This window comes from Acinetobacter sp. YH12128, from assembly GCF_013418655.1.
Classification (GTDB): domain Bacteria; phylum Pseudomonadota; class Gammaproteobacteria; order Pseudomonadales; family Moraxellaceae; genus Acinetobacter; species Acinetobacter amyesii.
Genome location: NZ_VPBO01000024.1, coordinates 36,572 through 55,351, shown reverse-complemented (window position 1 = coordinate 55,351; position 18,780 = coordinate 36,572). Strand labels below are relative to the sequence as shown.

Annotated in this window: 15 protein-coding genes; 10 read left to right on the top strand and 5 right to left on the bottom strand. The window is 40.5% G+C overall.

Annotation, left to right across the window (positions count from 1 at the left end; translation table 11 throughout):
• Nucleotides 1-313: 313 nt before the first annotated feature.
• Nucleotides 314-1,102 carry a hypothetical protein gene (locus FTU64_RS13000; protein ID WP_180059931.1) on the top strand — a complete coding sequence of 263 codons (789 nt, stop codon included), beginning with the start codon at nucleotides 314-316 and terminating at the stop codon, nucleotides 1,100-1,102.
• Between the two features lie 196 nt (nucleotides 1,103-1,298).
• The gene (locus FTU64_RS12995; RefSeq protein ID WP_180059935.1) at nucleotides 1,299-2,756 is read left to right on the top strand and encodes a sensor domain-containing diguanylate cyclase; all 1,458 of its coding nucleotides are present in this window, start codon (nucleotides 1,299-1,301) and stop codon (nucleotides 2,754-2,756) included.
• Nucleotides 2,757-2,816: 60 nt separating this feature from the next.
• On the opposite strand, the gene FTU64_RS12990 is transcribed toward FTU64_RS12995, so the two are convergent.
• On the bottom strand, nucleotides 2,817-2,996 hold the full coding sequence (locus FTU64_RS12990; protein WP_078190224.1) for a hypothetical protein: 180 nt from the start codon (nucleotides 2,994-2,996) through the stop codon (nucleotides 2,817-2,819).
• A 444-nt stretch (nucleotides 2,997-3,440) separates the two neighbouring features.
• Here FTU64_RS12990 and FTU64_RS12985 point away from each other — a divergent pair, with 444 nt between their 5' ends.
• The 4 genes from FTU64_RS12985 to FTU64_RS12975 all read left to right on the top strand — a co-directional run bounded on the left by FTU64_RS12985 (nucleotide 3,441) and on the right by FTU64_RS12975 (nucleotide 7,256).
• On the top strand, nucleotides 3,441-4,499 hold the full coding sequence (locus FTU64_RS12985) for an OmpW family protein (protein WP_180059929.1): 1,059 nt from the start codon (nucleotides 3,441-3,443) through the stop codon (nucleotides 4,497-4,499).
• A gap of 240 nt (nucleotides 4,500-4,739) precedes the next feature.
• Nucleotides 4,740-5,951 (top strand): MFS transporter, encoded by a 1,212-nt coding sequence (locus FTU64_RS12980; protein ID WP_180004934.1) that lies wholly within the window; start codon nucleotides 4,740-4,742, stop codon nucleotides 5,949-5,951.
• On the top strand, nucleotides 5,944-6,078 hold the full coding sequence (locus FTU64_RS16390) for a hypothetical protein (protein WP_257220694.1): 135 nt from the start codon (nucleotides 5,944-5,946) through the stop codon (nucleotides 6,076-6,078). The genes FTU64_RS12980 and FTU64_RS16390 overlap by 8 nt, the downstream gene beginning before the upstream one ends.
• A 221-nt stretch (nucleotides 6,079-6,299) precedes the next feature.
• Nucleotides 6,300-7,256, top strand: a complete 957-nt coding sequence (locus tag FTU64_RS12975) for a TauD/TfdA family dioxygenase (protein ID WP_180059927.1) — start codon at nucleotides 6,300-6,302, stop codon at nucleotides 7,254-7,256.
• Between the two features lie 107 nt (nucleotides 7,257-7,363).
• On the opposite strand, the gene FTU64_RS12970 is transcribed toward FTU64_RS12975, so the two are convergent.
• Entirely contained in the window at nucleotides 7,364-8,275 is a 912-nt protein-coding gene (locus FTU64_RS12970; RefSeq protein WP_180059925.1) for a LysR substrate-binding domain-containing protein, read from the bottom strand.
• Nucleotides 8,276-8,377: 102 nt separating this feature from the next.
• Here FTU64_RS12970 and FTU64_RS12965 point away from each other — a divergent pair, with 102 nt between their 5' ends.
• A complete protein-coding gene (locus FTU64_RS12965; RefSeq protein WP_180059924.1) occupies nucleotides 8,378-9,229 on the top strand; it encodes a pirin family protein in 852 nt (283 codons plus the stop codon).
• Nucleotides 9,230-9,322: 93 nt separating this feature from the next.
• Here the strand turns inward: FTU64_RS12965 and FTU64_RS12960 are convergent, their stop codons facing one another.
• On the bottom strand, nucleotides 9,323-10,306 hold the full coding sequence (locus FTU64_RS12960; protein ID WP_257222258.1) for an alpha/beta hydrolase: 984 nt from the start codon (nucleotides 10,304-10,306) through the stop codon (nucleotides 9,323-9,325).
• A 335-nt stretch (nucleotides 10,307-10,641) separates the two neighbouring features.
• Between FTU64_RS12960 and chrA the strand changes: the two genes are divergently transcribed.
• On the top strand, nucleotides 10,642-11,880 hold the full coding sequence (chrA, locus tag FTU64_RS12955; protein ID WP_180059920.1) for a chromate efflux transporter: 1,239 nt from the start codon (nucleotides 10,642-10,644) through the stop codon (nucleotides 11,878-11,880).
• Nucleotides 11,881-11,914: 34 nt separating this feature from the next.
• Here chrA and FTU64_RS12950 read toward each other — a convergent pair whose 3' ends face one another.
• A complete protein-coding gene (locus tag FTU64_RS12950; protein WP_180059918.1) occupies nucleotides 11,915-13,027 on the bottom strand; it encodes an AAA family ATPase in 1,113 nt (370 codons plus the stop codon).
• Nucleotides 13,028-13,170: 143 nt separating this feature from the next.
• Nucleotides 13,171-14,586: a Si-specific NAD(P)(+) transhydrogenase gene (gene sthA, locus FTU64_RS12945; RefSeq protein WP_078190237.1), complete on the bottom strand. Its 1,416-nt coding sequence runs from the start codon at nucleotides 14,584-14,586 to the stop codon at nucleotides 13,171-13,173.
• 206 nt (nucleotides 14,587-14,792) lie between these two features.
• Between sthA and lipA the strand changes: the two genes are divergently transcribed.
• Nucleotides 14,793-15,806: a lipoyl synthase gene (lipA, locus tag FTU64_RS12940; protein WP_078190238.1), complete on the top strand. Its 1,014-nt coding sequence runs from the start codon at nucleotides 14,793-14,795 to the stop codon at nucleotides 15,804-15,806.
• A 423-nt stretch (nucleotides 15,807-16,229) separates the two neighbouring features.
• Nucleotides 16,230-18,743, top strand: a complete 2,514-nt coding sequence (locus FTU64_RS12935) for an acyl-CoA dehydrogenase (protein WP_180059916.1) — start codon at nucleotides 16,230-16,232, stop codon at nucleotides 18,741-18,743.
• The last annotated feature ends 37 nt before the right edge of the window (nucleotides 18,744-18,780 follow it).

The following is an 18,780-nucleotide window of genomic DNA, read 5'->3' as shown; positions in this document are numbered from 1 at the left end:
TTACGCAGAATAATTCGGTACTATTGAACATTAGGACTAGAGTTGTGAGTTTTGTGTGGTAACTCAACTGATGGCTCTAGTCTTCTTATTTTCAAGTTTATTTCTTATCCGCGATTCGGGTTATTTAGTATGTGTTTCTAGATTTTTTCGTCATCTTCATAAATATAAAGCACCTGATTGAGCCAATTTTTTTTAAAGAAACTCTTTAGGCTAAAAAACTTATAGATAAAGCGTTCATTTAACCAAGATAGATACTTGACCTAGCTAAATTTCACCTGCAACATGAATAAAAGGACGCCACAGATCAAACTTTATGACTTATCAATATCATGACGAAAGTATTGTTAAAAACTTAGCTGAAGATACCATTTTTGTTTTTGGCAGCAATATGGCAGGTCGATATGCTGGCGGTGCAGCGCGTACCGCACTAGAGCATTTTGGTGCAATGAATGGTATTGGTCGTGGATGGGCAGGTCAAAGTTTTGCGATTCCAACAATGAATGAGCATTTACAACAAATGCCATTGTCTCAGATTCAACATTATGTTGATGATTTTAAAATCTATACCAAGAATCATCCCAAGACCAAATATTTCATTACGTCGATTGGCTGTGGTGTCGCTGGCTATAAAGTTGAAGAAATTGCTCCCATGTTTAAGGGGATTTCCAGAAATGTTATTTTTCCAATTTCATTCCGTCCTTTCGTTGAAAAAGCTTTACCTAAACTTACTTCGAAACTTCTACATACAATTTTTCAAGACTCAGTAATTTTTGCACCTTCGGCAGATGAATTGGTTGATGTTCTGGCCTTAACAGATAATGAAAAAAGTCTTGCGAAAATTGTGCTGAATACCCAAATGTACCCGACAGATAGCAATGGTCGTGACCGTATTTTTGAAATTGAAGATATTTTGCATGCCCTGAATGGGAAAATATTTGAGTTTCAAAGCAACTCAGAAGGCCCAATGATGTTTGGCGGTGTCATTTTAGCCCTACTTGAACTGTACAATATTAATGAAAAAGATTTTATTGATGTTTGGAAAGCTGAACGTGAAATCGCTGCACCAAAGCCTGAAAATAAAGCTCGTAAAGCCAGCCGCTAAAGACTATTTTCACCACATTTCCCCCCAAAAAAGCCAAAGTCTACATTGGCTTTTAATCTAATGTGGATTAATGACTTTTAGCGACTTAAGTCACATTAAAAATAAAGTTTATTTTACATATCACATTATTTTAATATCATTTTTTTCGTCTTATACTACATATTGTAATTATCATAAAGAATGATGAGCACATAAAATAGACATGCTAGATTCTCCTTTTTTTGAGCTATCCCCCATTGCCATGTGGCTTGAAGATTACAGTGAAGTCAAAAAACAATTTGATCTCTGGCGTCAGCAAGGTGTGCAGGATCTCTCCACTTTTCTTCAACAAGATGAATCACGTATTCTGCAATGTGCAAGAAAAATAAAAATCTTACAGGTCAATACAAAAACGTTAGAACTGTATCAAGCACGTGACTTTGAACATTTATGTCAAAACCTTGATCTCGTTTTTCAGGCGGAGATGTGTCAAACACACATTAGAGAGTTGGTTGCATTGTGGAATGGTGAAACGCATTTTTCCCATTCTGCCGTGAACTATACGCTCCGTGGACAACGCCTAGACATTCAACTGAAGGGCATCGTGCTACCGAGTCATGAGCAGGATTTATCTGCCGTCTTAATTACGACTGAAGATATCACTTCTTATACCGAAGCTTGTCGTTTACAAGAACAAAGTCGTCATTTGGCAGAAGCGCGTTTTCATTATTCTCCGACCTCTCTTTGGGTCGAAGATTTCAGCCGGATTAAAATAAAATTAGATCAACTTCGCGCTTTAGGTATAGAAGATTTTGTGACATTTTTGGATGTTCACCCCGATTTTGTACAAGAGTGTATTAAGGAAATACTGATCGTTGACGTCAATCAAGCCACGCTTGATTTATTTGGCGCTCAGAACAAAGAAATATTGCTCAAAAATGTACATAAAGTGTTTGCCAAAGAAATGCTGCAAACCTTTAAAGAACAGTTGATTGAACTTTGGAATGGCAATCTACATCATCAACGTGAAGCCGTAAATTATGCACTTGATGGCAGTATTCGCCATGTCTTGCTGCAATTTACCGTATTTCCTGATTATCTCGACGACTGGAGCACCGTGCAGGTTGCTCTGACTGATATTACCGCACGTAAAAAGGCTGAAAATTATCTTGAATATTTAGGTAAACATGACGTCCTGACCAAACTCTATAACCGTTCATTTTATATCGCAGAACTCAATCGTCTCGAACGCAATCAATTACGTCCTGTTTCTTGTATTTTTATTGATTTAAATGGACTAAAAGAACTCAATGACAGTATTGGGCACGATGCTGGTGACAGTATCCTCAGACGTCTGGGCAACATTTTAAACCAACTTATTCAGCATACGCCCTATTCTGCTTCGCGCATTGGCGGTGATGAATTTGTCATTCTATTACCTGGTGCAGATGATGCGGCGCTGCAAAACTGCTTACAAAGTTTGAATGAGTTGTTATTGGTCGATAACCAATTTTATTCTAATCAACCGATGAGTATCTCGATTGGCTGTGCCACCAATGAGCTGAATGAGCGGATGGACGATATGCTTAAACGTGCCGATTTGGACATGTATCGTCAGAAGAAAAAGTATTATCTCAATAAAGACCGAAGAATTCAGTCTGAAATACGCAATTAACATCAATAATTTGCAATAAAAAAGCCATGGTTTGTACCATGGCTTTTTTATTTAAATCTTTTAACGCTTACCCATCGAACGACGTGTACCGCGTGGTGGCATCCAAGTACGGTCAGCATAACGCTGAGGTTTTGGACGCATATCTTCAAAGATTTCATCCGAAGCATTATCTTCAGCTTTTTTAATCGGAAAAGGCAAATTGACTAAAGCCTTTTTCTTGGGAGGGTTTTGCGTACTCATACGAATAACTCAATTGAATCTGGCGCTATTGTACAAAAAAAATGGTTTTGGTGTAAAAGGCTTTGAGAGATTAGCCACGATTGACATATAAAGACCCAATGATTAGATATGAATTTTTATATCTATAGAGGACAACAGCACAAAAAAGTGCTTTGAATATGGTCGTTTTAAACTATTTTATTGACCCAAATCAACCAATACACTGTCACTTATGTCAATAAATATTGAATATATACAAATAGATAGAACCATTTCTAAATTTCAAAAATGTTCGATTTTTTTACACAAATACCTAATTAAAGTCTTCAAATAATACAAATCATCAAGAATGTTACAGGACTATTACGTTTATTCTTGTTTTCTATAACATTTTTTACGCACTAATTTTGAATAATGGGCACTTAGAAAAATTATTATCAATTTACGGACATGGAGTCCTTTAAAATGAAAAAAAGTGTATTGTGCATTGCTGCTTCTATGGCTGCCCTACCTATGCTCAGTCATGCAGACTCACCATATTTTAGTTTAAAAGATGGCGATGGCTTCAAACGTTTTTCTGTCTCTGTTGGTGCTCTACATGTTATGCCACAAGGTAAAGCACAGCCATTCCGTGTAAATACTGCCATCAATGAAGGCTATGAGGCAGATGTTGGCGAAGTTAAATCACAAACAGTAAAAGACAATATTCGAGAAGGGTACAAAGTTCCGCCCCTACTAGAAGTTGCGCTAAATACTTTGGACACTGTTCCTGCTGAAATGAGTGGTAAAGCCACTATTTCAGGACTTGAACAATGGGACAATCCAGGGACAGGTCTTGAAGCAGACGACGTCACCACGCTTGGGATCATGACCAACTATTTCTTCACTGACAATGTATCACTAGAAATGAAAGCGGGTATTCCGCCAAAAGTTGATTTACAAGGCTCAGGGAAAATTTATGCACCATTTTCTGCCATTGCAAAACCACTCGGCGGTGCACTGGGAAATCTTGAACTTGAAAATGATATTTTCATTACCGACTTAGGCGCACATGGTGCAGCAGCTTCTGCACGTGCATGGACTCCGGCTGCTGAAATCCAATATCACTTCGGTAAAACTGGCGTCAATAAATTCCGTCCCTATGTGGGTCTAGGCGTGATGTATGCTTACTTCAATGAGTTGGAAATGAATCCACAAATTGAGAAAGATTTAATTGCCGCAGGTCACATGATTGCCAACATTAAAGAAGGTAATGCAGGCGCTTCTTTAGAAGGAAAACCAAGTAAAGCTAAGCCAAAAGTTGAGTTAGAAGCTTCTGATGCTTTTGCTCCTGTTGTGACAGCTGGTTTTACTTATGACTTCAATGACAAATGGTTTGCTGTAGGTTCTGTTAGCTATGCACACCTACAAAATGAAACCACCATTACCGTTACAGATGCCACACATGGTGAACTGATCAAATCTAAAGCTGATATTGAAGTAAATCCAATTCTTGCGTATGCAGGTATCGGTATGCGTTTCTAATAAATAACATATATAAAAGACGACTACGGTCGTCTTTTTTATTGGCTTTTATATGGTCTTTTATTCTGAGATACCTTTTCTAACTCTTTTAGACACTTTTGAATTTCCGCTGTGTCAATTTCCTTTATTCATCCATAGTTACCTATAAAAAAAATTTATTGTTTGGTGAATTAAATTTAATCGCAACTCTGCGTTTATTCGAATACCATTGGATTAAATTTAAAGAATGTAGCCTGCTGTATGTCTGATACTCGTTTCTCAAAGCCCCTGATTTACATGCTCATTGGCAGTGCTATTATTTTGGCATTGTCTTTAGGGGTTCGTCATGCATTTGGCCTCTATCTCGTGCCGATGAGTGATGAATTTGGTTGGGGACATAACGTATTTAGCCTTGCCATTGCCATGCAAAACTTAATTTGGGGTGCTGTGCAGCCGATTACTGGGGCTTTTGCAGATAAATATGGCAGTAAGATCGTGGTCGCCGTCGGTGGTGCATTATATGCCCTCGGACTATTACTCATGGCCGTCAGCTCTACCGGTTTACTGCTTAATTTAAGCGCAGGTTTAATCCTGGGTTTGGCTCTCTCAGCCACTTCATTTCCAGTATTACTTTCTGCCGTAGGTCGTGCAGCGCATCCAGACAAACGTAGTTTAGCCATGGGTATTGCCAGTGCCGCAGGTTCTTTTGGTCAGTTCATTATGCTGCCCTCTACGTTACTGTTACTGCAAAAATTTGGTTGGTCTTCAGCTTTGGTGGTCAGCGCCATTTTAATTGCACTTATTATTCCTTTAGCTTGGATGCTAAAAGCACCAATGTATGTTGCACCAAATGCAACCAATACGCATGAAGCCTCTCTGACTTTTAAACAAATTTTGCAATTGGCTTGGGAGCATAAACCCTTTTGGTTTCTAGCACTCGGTTTCTTTGTCTGTGGCTTCCAAGTGGTGTTTATTGGCATCCATCTTCCGGGATATTTAATCGATCATGGCTTTAATGCCACTACAGGCACGATTTTCCTAGCGCTCGTTGGACTGTTTAATATTGTCGGCACCTACACAGCAGGTTGGCTCGGTGGCAAATATTCCAAACCAAAGCTGTTAATGGGACTGTATGGTTTACGTGGCATTGCCATTATTGCCTTTCTTTTGCTGCCTTTAAGCACATGGACAATCTATGCATTTGGCGTCATTATGGGTCTACTATGGCTTTCTACCGTACCGCTCACCAACGGTATTGTAGCCAATATGTTTGGCGTTAAATATCTCAGTATGCTAAGTGGTATCGTATTCTTTACTCATCAAGTCGGTTCATTTTTTGGTGGTTGGTTGGGTGGTGTGAACCACGATATAACCGGTAACTATAATGCCATTTGGATTTTTTCGATTGTCCTGAGTATTTTTGGAGTATTGGTACATTTCATGGTTAATGAGGAAAGTGTCATTCATGACTAATTCAACATTATGGTTCCGACTCAGTATTGGCATCAGTATTCTGGCCTTGTTGGCATTGTCCATCGGCTTATGGAGCCAAACGCCTGAATTATTCGAATACTTTAACCAAGCGTTTTGTGCACATTAAAGACGCATAGAAGCCTTAATTCCAATTCAAACTGCTGTTTTATCAACACTACAACAGCAGTTTTTTAGCTATTTTCTACACGATTCAATAAAAGCTGCATTTTCAGCATATTAGTATTAATAATAAGTTTTTTCATAAACTTAGCTTATTTTTTAATTTTCCAACCTGCACTTTCTTTCATAGATTAAGTCTCAATAAAGAACAATTTGAGAACTTATGAAATGACCGCATTAACTCAACTTTCACAAGCCATTCATGATGCTCCACGTTGGCATCAAGCAGAACAATTTCAAGATGGCAATGAAATTCGTATTGAAGCGCAACATGACCAAGCTTTGGGGGCTGTGGTTTATGGTTTAGATGCGCGTAAAGCACAGTCTGGGGAAACCATCTACCGTTTAAAACAAGCGTTGGCAGAACACTTGATTTTAATTTTCAAACATCAAAGTCTAGATGATTTACAGTATCTCGCGTTTGCAAGCTACTTCGGTTCAATTTTCCGTCCTGGTGCAGATATTCCTGTGCTAGCGTCACAAGATGATACCGGTACACCACCAGACGTCGTACCTGTTTCAAATGCAGTCGGCAAAGGTGACTATACTGGACATGGTGAATTGGCTGCGCATGCAGACCATCAGTGGACTCCGCTGCCATCTTTTGGTTCATTACTCTATGCCATTGAACTGCCACAAGACGGTGGACAAACCTCATGGTATAACACCATTAAAGCCTATGAAGCTTTAGATGAAGCGACACAAAAACATTTAGACCAACTTCAACTCATTACATACAACCCATTTGTCCGTGCCAAAAATAATAAAGGCACAACGGGATATGGCGCTACACCGCTTTACCGTTTCAAAGACCAACCGATTGTTGGACATGCCTATCCACATCCGCTTGTACGTACCCATCCAGAAAGTGGCCGTAAAGGTCTGTGGTTAAATGAACGATCTGAAGTGGAATTGGTTCACTACGATGATCAGTCAGGCAGTGAATTGATTGCATCCTTACGTGAACATTTATTGAAACCTGAGTTTCGATATGAACATCAATGGGAAGAAGGTGACATTGTATTTTGGGATAACCAAACCACTTTACACTCACGCCGCCCTTTCCCTTCAGACCAACGCCGCTTATTAAAGCGAATTAGCCTAGCTGGAGGACGACCATACTAATGTTGAATGTCATACCAACAATAAAAAATAAATAAAACAGCAAAATCCGTGTTTGAGCAATAACCCAAAATAATTAGAATATGAAAACAATAAGAACACTGCTCAAATTACGGATGATCTATATCTAAGGCCTTAAAACCTGAAATCAAATGGTCTAACATCGCACGCACACCCGGCAGCATGCCTTGTCGTGTCGCGTATGCAACATGGATGACCCCTTGCGGCAATTGCCATTCAGGAAATAGCTCAATTAACTCACCACTTTTTAAAGCATCACGTACAAACACTTTGGGCAAAGAAGCGATTCCCACGCCAGAAATAGCAGCAGAAATCATCGCACTAAAACTGTCGGTTCTTAAGCGTGGATGAAATTCAATTTGTTGGGTTTCACTTTTTTCACGATGTCGGAAATCCCAAAAATGTTTAGGCCGGTCAAATCCAATACACGGAAAATTTTGAATCTCAGCCAATTGCTGTGGCATTTCACGCTCAAAGAAAAGTTGTGGCGATGCCACCAAAACATGATCCCAAGCATCTAAATCTCGAACGATCAAATCACTATCCATTAAAGGCATATTGCGCACACGAATAGCTAAATCTACACCTTCCTCGATGACATCAACCCGATGATTGGTCGCCATCAGATGCACACTGATGTCTGGATATTGCTGCATAAAATCGGTGACCATTTTTGCAACAGGCATTTCCACCAAAGCCACAGGACAAGAGATTTTAATTTGGCCACAGAGTTGATCGTTCAACGTACTGAGCACAAAGTTTTCCGTTTCGCTGACTTCCTCTAAAATTTTTAAGCAGTGTAAATAGAACTGTTGTCCTATTTCAGTCACAGTAAATTTTCGCGTATTACGCTGAATCAGACGTACACCCAAACGGGTCTCTAACTCTGTAATACGGCGTGATAGCTTAGATTTTGTAATACCCAATGCTTCACTGGCTTTGGTATAACCTTGGTATTTTACCACTTGCACGAAGTAGTAATAGTCATTTAAATTTTGCATCATTATTTCATTTTTAGAATAATCTGTTGAGTTTTTCGCCCTGTCATTCCCTCACTATACCTCAATAATAGATCTCAGAAGCAATATATTGAGGGCTGAATTATGAATTCAATCAAACGTGTTTATCATAGTGATCGTAGGACTTGGGTGGGCGATGGCTTCCCAACAAACTCTATGCTCCCTATGCAAGAAATGGGCAATCAAACCAGTCCATTCCTCGTTATGGGCTATACCGGCCAATATCATTTCTCTCCAAGTCATCATCAACGTGGTGTTGGGTCACATCCACACCGTGGCTTTGAAACAGTGACCATTGTTTATGAAGGTGAATTGGAGCATTTTGACTCTAAAGGAAATCACGGCAGTATTGCCAAAGACGAAGTGCAATGGATGACTGCGGGTCGAGGCATTATGCATGAAGAACATCATTCTAAAGATTTTGCCAAAACAGGCGGAAATTTAGACATGGTACAACTTTGGGTCAATTTACCTCGTCATGCCCAAATGACTGAACCTCGCTATCAAGAACTGACAACAGCCAATATTGCTGAAGTAAAGCTTGCACAAAATGCTGGCGTGGTACGCGTCATTGCTGGCCAATTTGAAGATACATTGGGCGCCGCTGAAACCTTTAGCCCGATGAATGTATTGGATGTGCGCTTGAATGCAAATGCTGAACAGGAATTTTCATTCAACCCACAGTGGAATAACATGATTTTTGTATTAAGTGGCGCGATCGAAATTGAAGGTCAACGCTTTGATGCGAAACAGACTTTATATGTCAGTGACCAAGTATCGTCCTTGAAACTTAAATCTTTTGAAGCAACCAAACTGCTTATTTTAAGTGGCGAAGCTTTAAATGAACCTATTGCGGCACATGGACCATTCGTAATGAATACTGAAGATGAAATACGTCAGGCATTTTATGATTTTCAACATGGTCATTTTGCTTAAATATTTCCACGATAAAGTCCCAATAAAAAAACCGCCTTCTAGCGGTTTTTTATATCTATGTTGGTATGAATTACGCATCACGCTTTCAACAGATTATTGCGTGACTTTTTGATAAAACGCATCGATTGCATTGACCATTTGCTCAAGTCCCGGTTGTTCCAAAGGATAATGTCCTGCGTTTTTTAACATGACGACATCGACTGGAACTTGATGAATCCGTGTTAAAAATGGCTGGCTTAAAGCCAAAGGTGTCCAGCGGTCTTGTTCAGGCTGCGTCAGTAGAATTGGGCAGACATTAAACTGCTCCGGTGGCGTATCATTTTTATAATATAAATACGAATCTAGAAATTTAACCGATACAGTATTCCCAGCTGACGTTTTATCTTTTATAAAGACCTGCAATGCCGCCTCATTATTCACCAAACGGTGCATTTTACTTACCCAACGCATCGGCATTGGCAATGCTGATAATGGTGTATGTGCTGTCACATGAGCCATTGGACTGCCCACGCGGCTCATAAATTTATTTAAAGAGACTTGATCACGCACGGTTTGATTTGAAGTGTCTAAAAAGGTCATCCCGACGATGCCTTTGACCTTTTTATTCTTTGCCGCCACGTGATAGGTCAACATACCACCAGCACTGAGCCCATACAAAACGATAGGACGATGATCTTTTTGTAGCTCAGCTTCAATGAGGTCATTGCCTGCTTGAACCCAATCATCATAACGAGTTTTAGAGCCTTTTTTGACTTGAGTTAGGCCATAACCGGGCATGTCAATAGCGATAGTTTCATAGCCACGCTGTGCCAAAGGCTGACCCAAAATCATCGACATTTGTCGACCATTTGTTCCCACACCATGAAACAGAATGACCCTCACTTTTGCTTGTGGATTTCGATAAGTATCTAAGTGAACAGTATGCCCCTGCCAATTCCACCACTCTTCTTTAGGTCGTTGAATTTCATCTAAATGGTATTCTTTGGGTAGATAGTGCTGAATGTCCTGCCAACTGTTTTGATCTGCATAACTTGCTAATGGTTGTGAAGCAGGTAGCTGATCATCTGCAAATGCCATGATTGAAAGTAACGATGCAATGCCACTCATCAACCACTTTAATAAAGCGCTCAAAATTTCTGCTAATGTGTCTGATTTTGGAGTAGTCATTTTTAGACAAATTTTTTATGTGTATGTGCTGATGCTAATCAGCGGCGAAAACTGATGCCATGTGCATGTGGGACAGCACTATGTCACTTCGTCCAATTATCTTTTTCCCTGCTAAGCGCTTCAGAATAATTTTGAAGCAGGACTTACATGCTCCTGCAATAATCGACCTTTAAAATCTTTTAACATTCAAGATTTTATCCTTTAGAAATTCATAACCTTATTTCGATTTTTAATATTGGTAACGCATGAGCCAGTCCATACCACAACGAAACCTTGTCATCTTTCTCACCTTTTTAAGATTAGGGTGTATTGCATTTGGTGGACCTGCTGCGCATTTAGTGTTGTTTTTTCAATATTTTGTGAAACAAGAAAAATGGATAACGGAGCATGAATATGCGCATTTGCTTGCCTTGACTCAAGTCCTTCCAGGCCCAACCAGTAGCCAGCTCGGCATGGCGATTGGATTTCAACTCAACCGCTATCAAGGTGCTTGTTTGGCGTGGTTAGGCTTTACTTTACCATCCGCCCTGCTGATGTGTGCCGCGGCGATTTTAAGCTTAAAACTTAGCGATCAACTCTCAACACAGTTCTTTCATGTTATTCAGTTGATTGTCCTTGCTGTGGTTACATGGGCATTTTGGCAAATGATGCGAAGCTTCTGTAAAACAAAATTTCAGTATCTAGTCATGCTTTTAGCTGCATTTTTTATTTATTTCTTTCAATTTTCTCTAAATCAAGTTTTGGTGATTTTAACTGCTGCAATTATCGGTTTAGTTTTATCGTCAAATCAATTACGCAGCCAAAAGCCAAATATCACCGAAACAGTTCCACCCAAACATGACAATTTTAGCCAGAATGCATATGAAAATACTCGCACCTCTTGGCTATGGCTTCTCGCCTTTATCAGCCCTTTTTTCGTTCTGCCATTCTTCGATATACAACATAGCAATATATTGTCTTTCAGCTTAGAAAGCTTCTACCGCACAGCATCCCTCGTCTTTGGTGGTGGACATATTATTTTGCCATTTTTACATCAGGACTTTGTCTCTACAGGACTGATCAGTAATGAAAATTTTGACTTAGGCTATGCCCTTGCACAACTCATGCCGGGGCCCTTGTTTAGTTTCGCCACCTATCTCGGCACACTTTTACCCATGACCGATGTGCCAATATTGAATGCCTCACTCGCGACTGTGGCGATATTTTTACCATCATTTTTATTACTGTTTGGCTTATTACCGTTTTGGAATAAGTTGATGAAATACCCGATGCTTTTTGGCACCTTAAAAATAATCAATGCGGCTGTCGTCGGTCTCTTACTGTGTCTACTATTTCAAATGAGCCAGAAATACATCATTCAATGGACGGACTTTATATTTGTTGCCGTCGTTATTGCTTTACTTCGCAGCAAGCTGCCAATCTGGTTCAGCTTAATAAGCAGTTTTATCGGCTATTATGCTTTTTTAACTTTTCTGCCTTTTTAAACGAAAGCAAAAAAACTATAGCTAAAGGAATAATCTAATCCTCATCGATTAAGCTTGCGCCCTTGACCACAGTTTTCCCCTCGACCTGATCCAGTTGATAATGCTGCACATCACTATACTGTTTGATCATTTCAACCAGCTCATTGGAATGTGTGGTCAACCAAAGCTGTGTATAGCGGCTTGCTTCGGCAATCAGCATCGCCAAGGCAGGTAATAAATCGGGATGTAAGCTATTTTCAGGCTCATTCAGTGCCATGAAATTTGGGGGTCTAGGACTCAGTAAAGCTACGGCTAAACACAAAAATCGTAACGTCCCATCTGAAAATTCTGCACTTTCTAAAGGTCTTAAGATCCCTTGCTTTTGCATCATCATTTGAAAGCGCCCTCCCATTTCCTGCACATAAAATTGGGTCTGCGGAAAGGCTTTTTCTAGTACTTCAAACAAGGTTTCACTGTTGCCCCGCTCACGCAAGGTTTCAAAAGCTGCGGCTAAATTTGTACCATCATGCGCTAAAACTGGCGAACGAATGCCCACCTGTGGGACACGGATCGGTGAATTTCCACTGACTGAAAACTCATGATAAAAGCGCCAGTTTTTCATGGTCTCACGCACTTGTGAAACTTCGGGATATAAGTGTGGATCGGACAATTGTCCAAACACCGACTCTTCTGGTGTTAATGCCATCGGATAAGCAATCCGTTCTTCATCAACATTTTTAAGAAATGCCGCTTGGTTGGTTCTTTCCAACAACTCACTCATTTTTCGACGTTGATAGCCGCTTAACCAAATTCCTTCTACTTTGACCAAAGGATCGAGTGCAAACAAGGTGATGAGCGGTTCAGGAAAACCTATTTCAAGTTGATATTCATAATGCTCCATCTCCACTGCAAGCTTCATGCGCTTAGGGTCTTTCGATCGATCACCCGCACGGTGACCACCTGCCCACATGATTTTTTGAATCCCGCCCTCATTTGCAATAGCTTGGGATAATTGGCCATTTGCAGCTTCATGCAGGAGACGTACAGCTTGATATAGATTGGATTTACCACAACCATTCGGACCACTGACAATATTCAGACGCGATAAGGTCAGATTCATATGATGAATAGATCGAAAACCTTGAATGGTCACTGAACGGATCGTCATAAGCTACCTAAAATGAGTTGGAAATGCTGATGATTATAAGTGGATTGAATGTATATTTTGCATACACTTTATCCTAACTATAAAAAAACCCGCAAGCCGAAACTTACGGGTCTTTCATTGTACATTCTAAGTTCAATTTAACCTTAGAATAAACGGTTCATACCATTCAATGTTGCAACACGGTACGCTTCCGCCATAGTCGGATAGTTAAATGTGGTTTCTACGAAATATTTAATCGTATTGTTCGGGCTGTTCATCACGGCCTGACCAATGTGAATAATTTCCGCAGCATTATTACCGAAGCAATGAACGCCTAAAATTTCTAAAGTATCACGATGGAACAAGATTTTAAGCTCGCCTACGGTATCACCCGTAATTTGCGCACGTGCCAAATGACGGAACGATGCCTGACCCACTTCATACGGAATTTTTTCTTCAGTTAACTGTTGTTCAGTTTTACCAATCGAAGAAATTTCAGGAATTGTATAAATACCTGTAGGAATATCCGTTACAGGTGCAATTCCTTCTTCACCGCTCATGTTAGAACCGGCACAACGACCTTGGTCATACGCAGCAGATGCAAGTGAAGGCCAACCGATTACATCACCCGCAGCAAAGATATTCTCTACTTCAGTTTGATATTGATCATTCACGGTTAATTGACCACGGCTGTTTGGTTTGATACCTACATTTTCTAGGCCTAAACCATCTGTATTACCAGAACGGCCGTTACACCACAAAATCGCGTCGGCTTTAATTTTCTTACCACTTTGCAAGTGAAGAACGACATGATCATCATGTGTTTCAAGATGATCAATCTGTTCGTTATGGCGAATCAGTACACCCTGCTCACGTAAACGATATGACAATGCATCTGAAATTTCATCGTCTAAGTAGCTGAGTAATTTGTGTTGTGTATTGATCAAGTCTACTTTGTGATCTAGACCAATAAAGATAGACGCATATTCACAACCAATCACACCTGCACCATAAATGATGATTTTTTGGATTGAATAATCCAGATCCAAAATTTTGTCTGAATCAAATACGCGAGGATGATTAAAGTCTAAAGCAGCTGGACGGTAAGGACGTGAACCTGTCGCAATCACTAATTGCTGGAATACTAAAGTTTCCGTCATACCTTCATTGCTAAAAATCAAAACAGTGTTTTGATCTTGGATATACGCACGGCCGTGGAAAATATCAATTTTATTACGGTCATAAAAACGTGAATGCGTTTCAACTTGTTGTTGAATCACTTTATGCGCATTACGTAACACCTGTTTCATCGTGAACTGTTTCCATTCACCGACTTTTTGGAACATAGGGTCACGTTGGTAACGTAAAATGCTTGAAACGGTCTGACGCAATGCTTTACTTGGAATTGTTCCTACATGGGTACAGTTACCACCAAGCTGTTCACGCATATCTACAATTGCAACTCGCTTACCTGATTTAGCAAGTTTCATTGCAGCGCCTTCACCCGCAGGGCCAGAACCCAGAACTACCGCATCGTATTTCACGAAAGTTCCACTAACGACCTCTTTCTTACGTGGCATTCAACGCTCCTTTACAAATATTCTTTAATCTAGGCTGTATTATGACGTATATCCTAACTTTTTTGGATATTTAGCTCACATATATTATGTGATAACCACATTTATTATATGAATATCGTTTTCCCCCTATTTAAGCTCAAGTCCGCTATAATGATCGAGCTAATTTTTTGAATATCTCCTTGTCAAAAACAGTGGAAAAGTTGAATATGTCTGAGAACCGTAAACCTGTACAGGGTGTAAAACTTCGTGGCGCAGAAAAAGTCGCTCGCATACCTGTGAAGGTCGTGCCAACGGTTGAAACGCCTCGTAAGCCTGACTGGATTCGGGTCAAAATGGCTGCCCCTGATGAAGTTCAACGTATTAAAACAACTTTGCGCGCACAAAAATTACATACCGTGTGTGAAGAAGCGGCTTGCCCGAACTTACCTGAATGTTTCGGTGGCGGTACTGCAACCTTTATGATTATGGGCGATATCTGTACTCGTCGTTGCCCATTCTGCGACGTTGCACATGGTCGTCCCAATGCTCTTGACCCAGATGAACCACGTCACATGGCAGAAACCATTGCCAATCTTGGTTTGAAATATGCCGTAATTACTTCTGTCGACCGTGATGACCTAGTTGATGGCGGTGCGCAGCACTTTGTTGACTGTATTAAAGAAGCTCGTGACTTGAGTCCAAAAACACTTTTGGAAATTTTAGTCCCTGACTTCCGTGGTCGTATGGATGTTGCCCTTCGTATCATGACGGAGTGCCCACCTGATGTGTTTAACCACAACATTGAAACTGTGCCACGTTTGTATAAAGCAATGCGTCCAGGTTCTGACTACCAACACTCTCTAAACTTATTAAAAATGTTTAAAGAATACTGCCCAGATGTCCCTACCAAATGTGGTTTGATGGTCGGTATTGGTGAAACTGAAGAAGAAGTCATTGCGCTATTAGACGACTTAAAAGCACACGATGTTGACTATGTCACCATTGGTCAGTACTTACAGCCCTCTAAAGAACATGCCCCTATTGACCGTTTTGTAAGCCCAGAAGAATTTGAGCGTTACACTGCACATGGTCAAAAGCTTGGTTTCAAAAACATTTGGGCTGCACCAATGGTCCGTTCAAGCTACTTTGCTGACCGTCAATACTATGGTGAGCCAGTGCCTGCGGTACGTCGTAAAACTGATCCTGCAAAGAAAATTGCAGTTCAAACGATTGAAGCCTAATCACGCAAAGATTTAAAACATCGCAAATTAAAAGCCCTCATTGATTGAGGGCTTTTTTGTGACTTTCACACTCAGCCCAATTCGTTTACCAATATAAGATTTTTCGAAAATAGTGCGTTCCTTACACCTGTATGCAATGTTCAACCCAATATATCGAATCATCCAAGTTTACGTAATGTGACATTTCTTTGCCCGATAGGGATTGTGTTGTGATTATTTATTAATCAACCTATTGATAACAATTTATTTGCGCTTTCATTATATTCGCGCAATTGTCCAATCATACTCACCAGCCGAGTGATGCCATTTTGACAGTCTCATGCACTTTAAAATCAGAAAGACAAAAGATGAGATCATTTTTAAACGCATGTAGGCTGTTTTAAACGCATAACGCTCTGGCCCTTGTCACTGGAGCCATAACAAATGCTATTTATACTCAGTGCAGTACTCTTTATTTTTGCTCTTTGGGCCGTTTTTTTCTTTGAACTTTCACGAGCTGTAGGCGCAATAACACTGATATTTGTTTCAATTGCACTCGCCTTTTTAACCCCATGGTCATTAATACTTGGCATCCCTCTTATTGCTTTGAGTTTAGTTGTGTTGATTGACCCACTGCGGCTCAATCTGCTCACCAAACCTGCCTATAAAACCTTAGCAAATGCAATGCCGAGTATGAGTACTACGGAACGTGAAGCGTTGGATGCAGGAACAAGTTGGTGGGAAAAAGAGCTATTTATGGGCGCTCCTGATTGGAAAAAATTTGAGGCTTATCCCTACCCTCAGCTCAGCGCTGAAGAACAATCCTTCATTGATAATGAAGTCGAACAACTTTGTGCCATGCTCAACGAATGGGATATTCACCATAAACATAAAGACCTCCCACCAGAAGCTTGGCAATTTATTAAAGATAATGGCTTCTTAGGACTGGTGATTCCAAAATCGTATGGAGGACGTGAATTTAGTTCATTTGCACAAAGCCGTGTCATGAGCAAGATTGCATCCCGATCACTCACTGCCGCAGTCAGTTGTATGGTGCCCAACTCGCTTGGACCGGGGGAATTACTTCTACACTATGGTACCGAAGCACAAAAAGACAGATACCTCCCTGGCCTTGCAAAAGGTGAAGAAATTCCATGTTTTGGACTTACCAGTCCTGAAGCCGGTTCGGATGCAGGTGCTATTCCAGATACAGGTGTTGTCTGTTATGGCACCTTTGAGGGACAACAAGTGCTCGGCTTAAACATGAACTTCTCCAAACGCTGGATTACTCTTGCACCAATTGCCACCGTCATTGGTCTTGCATTTAAGTTATACGATCCAGATGGCTTATTGGGAGATAAAAATAAAACGGAATATGGTATCACCTGCGCGCTGCTACCGGCGAGTCATGACGGTGTCATTACAGGCCCTCGTCATAATCCAGGCTCACCATTTATGAATGGGACAGTTGAAGGTAAAGATGTCTTTATTCCCTTAGACTGGATCATTGGTGGGATTGAAAATGCAGGCAAAGGCTGGCGTATGCTAATGGAATGCTTAGCGGTTGGTCGTGGTATTTCACTCCCTGCATTGTCAACGGCAGCCGGTGAAATGGCATATCTAAATGTCGGTGCATTTGCCAAAGTTCGTCAGCAGTTTAAAATTTCCGTGGGTAATTTTGAAGGTGTACAAGAAGCTTCGAGTGATATCGCATCAGATGCTTATATGCTTGAAGCATTCCGCTATTTGGTGACTTGTGGTTTAAACCAAGGCGGCAAACCTGCTGTAATGACTGCAATGGCCAAATACTATGCCACTGAAACCATGCGTAAAGTAGTCAATCATGGCATGGACATCGTCGGTGGACGTGCCGTGCAAATGGGACCTCGTAATTTTTTAGCTTTGAATTATCAGGCCATTCCCGTATCAATTACCGTCGAAGGCGCCAATATTTTAAGTCGCTCTCTGATGATTTTTGGACAAGGCTCCATGCGTTGTCATCCATATTTATTTGAAGAGCTACAATTACTTCAAGCCGAAGATAAAAACACTGCACTCAATACATTCAACGAAATGCTCTTTAAGCACTTGGGCTATACTTTTAACCGAACTGCACGTGCCTTTGCTTATGCGTTCACTGGTGGCCCATCAGACTCACCTGCTTCAGCAGATGAATTTAGTCGCCCCTACTATAAAAAAATTAATCGATTCAGTGCCGATTTCGCGCTGACTGCAGATATGTGTCTTGGCCTTTTAGCCGGCGATATTAAACGTAAAGAAATGCTTTCGGGACGTTTGGCGGACATTCACTCTTATTTATTTATAGCAACGGCTATTCTTAAATATTATGAACAAGGTCAAAGAAGCGAAGCTGAACAATTACATGCGCAACTTGCATTAGATAAAGCTTTGTACAATGTTGAAGAAGCTTTCCATGGCTTATTTGATAACTTCCCAATGCGACTAGCAGCAAGCGTAGTAAAAATCATCTGCTTTCCGTTTGGACGAGTTGTTGCTAAACCGACAGACCGTTTAAAACGTGAAGTTGCCACTCAAATGATGCTAGACAATACTTTCCGCCAAGAACTGAAAAAGCACGTGTATTACAGCACTGCAGCAGATGAAGTTTCTGGTCGTATGGAAAATGCCTTTTTACAATTGTTGAAAATTGAACCGCTGTGGAACCAATTTAAAAAAGCTGAATCTAAAGGCCAATTTAAAGGTTTAACTTTTGAAGCACATATAGCCGATGCAATTGCACAAAAAGTCATTACTGCCTCCGAAGCTGAACAGCTCAGCACTTACAACATTCAACGCTATGACAGTATGCTCACAGATGTTTTCGATATGCAACTCATCCACGAACTTGAGCTATCCAATCCACATTTAACCATTGCACCAGAAGTGAAAAAGCAACAACACACCGATGATGAACCAGAAGCATTTCTACGTTATTAATCAGCTTCTGCATCGCTTTTAAGCTTTATTTTTCTCA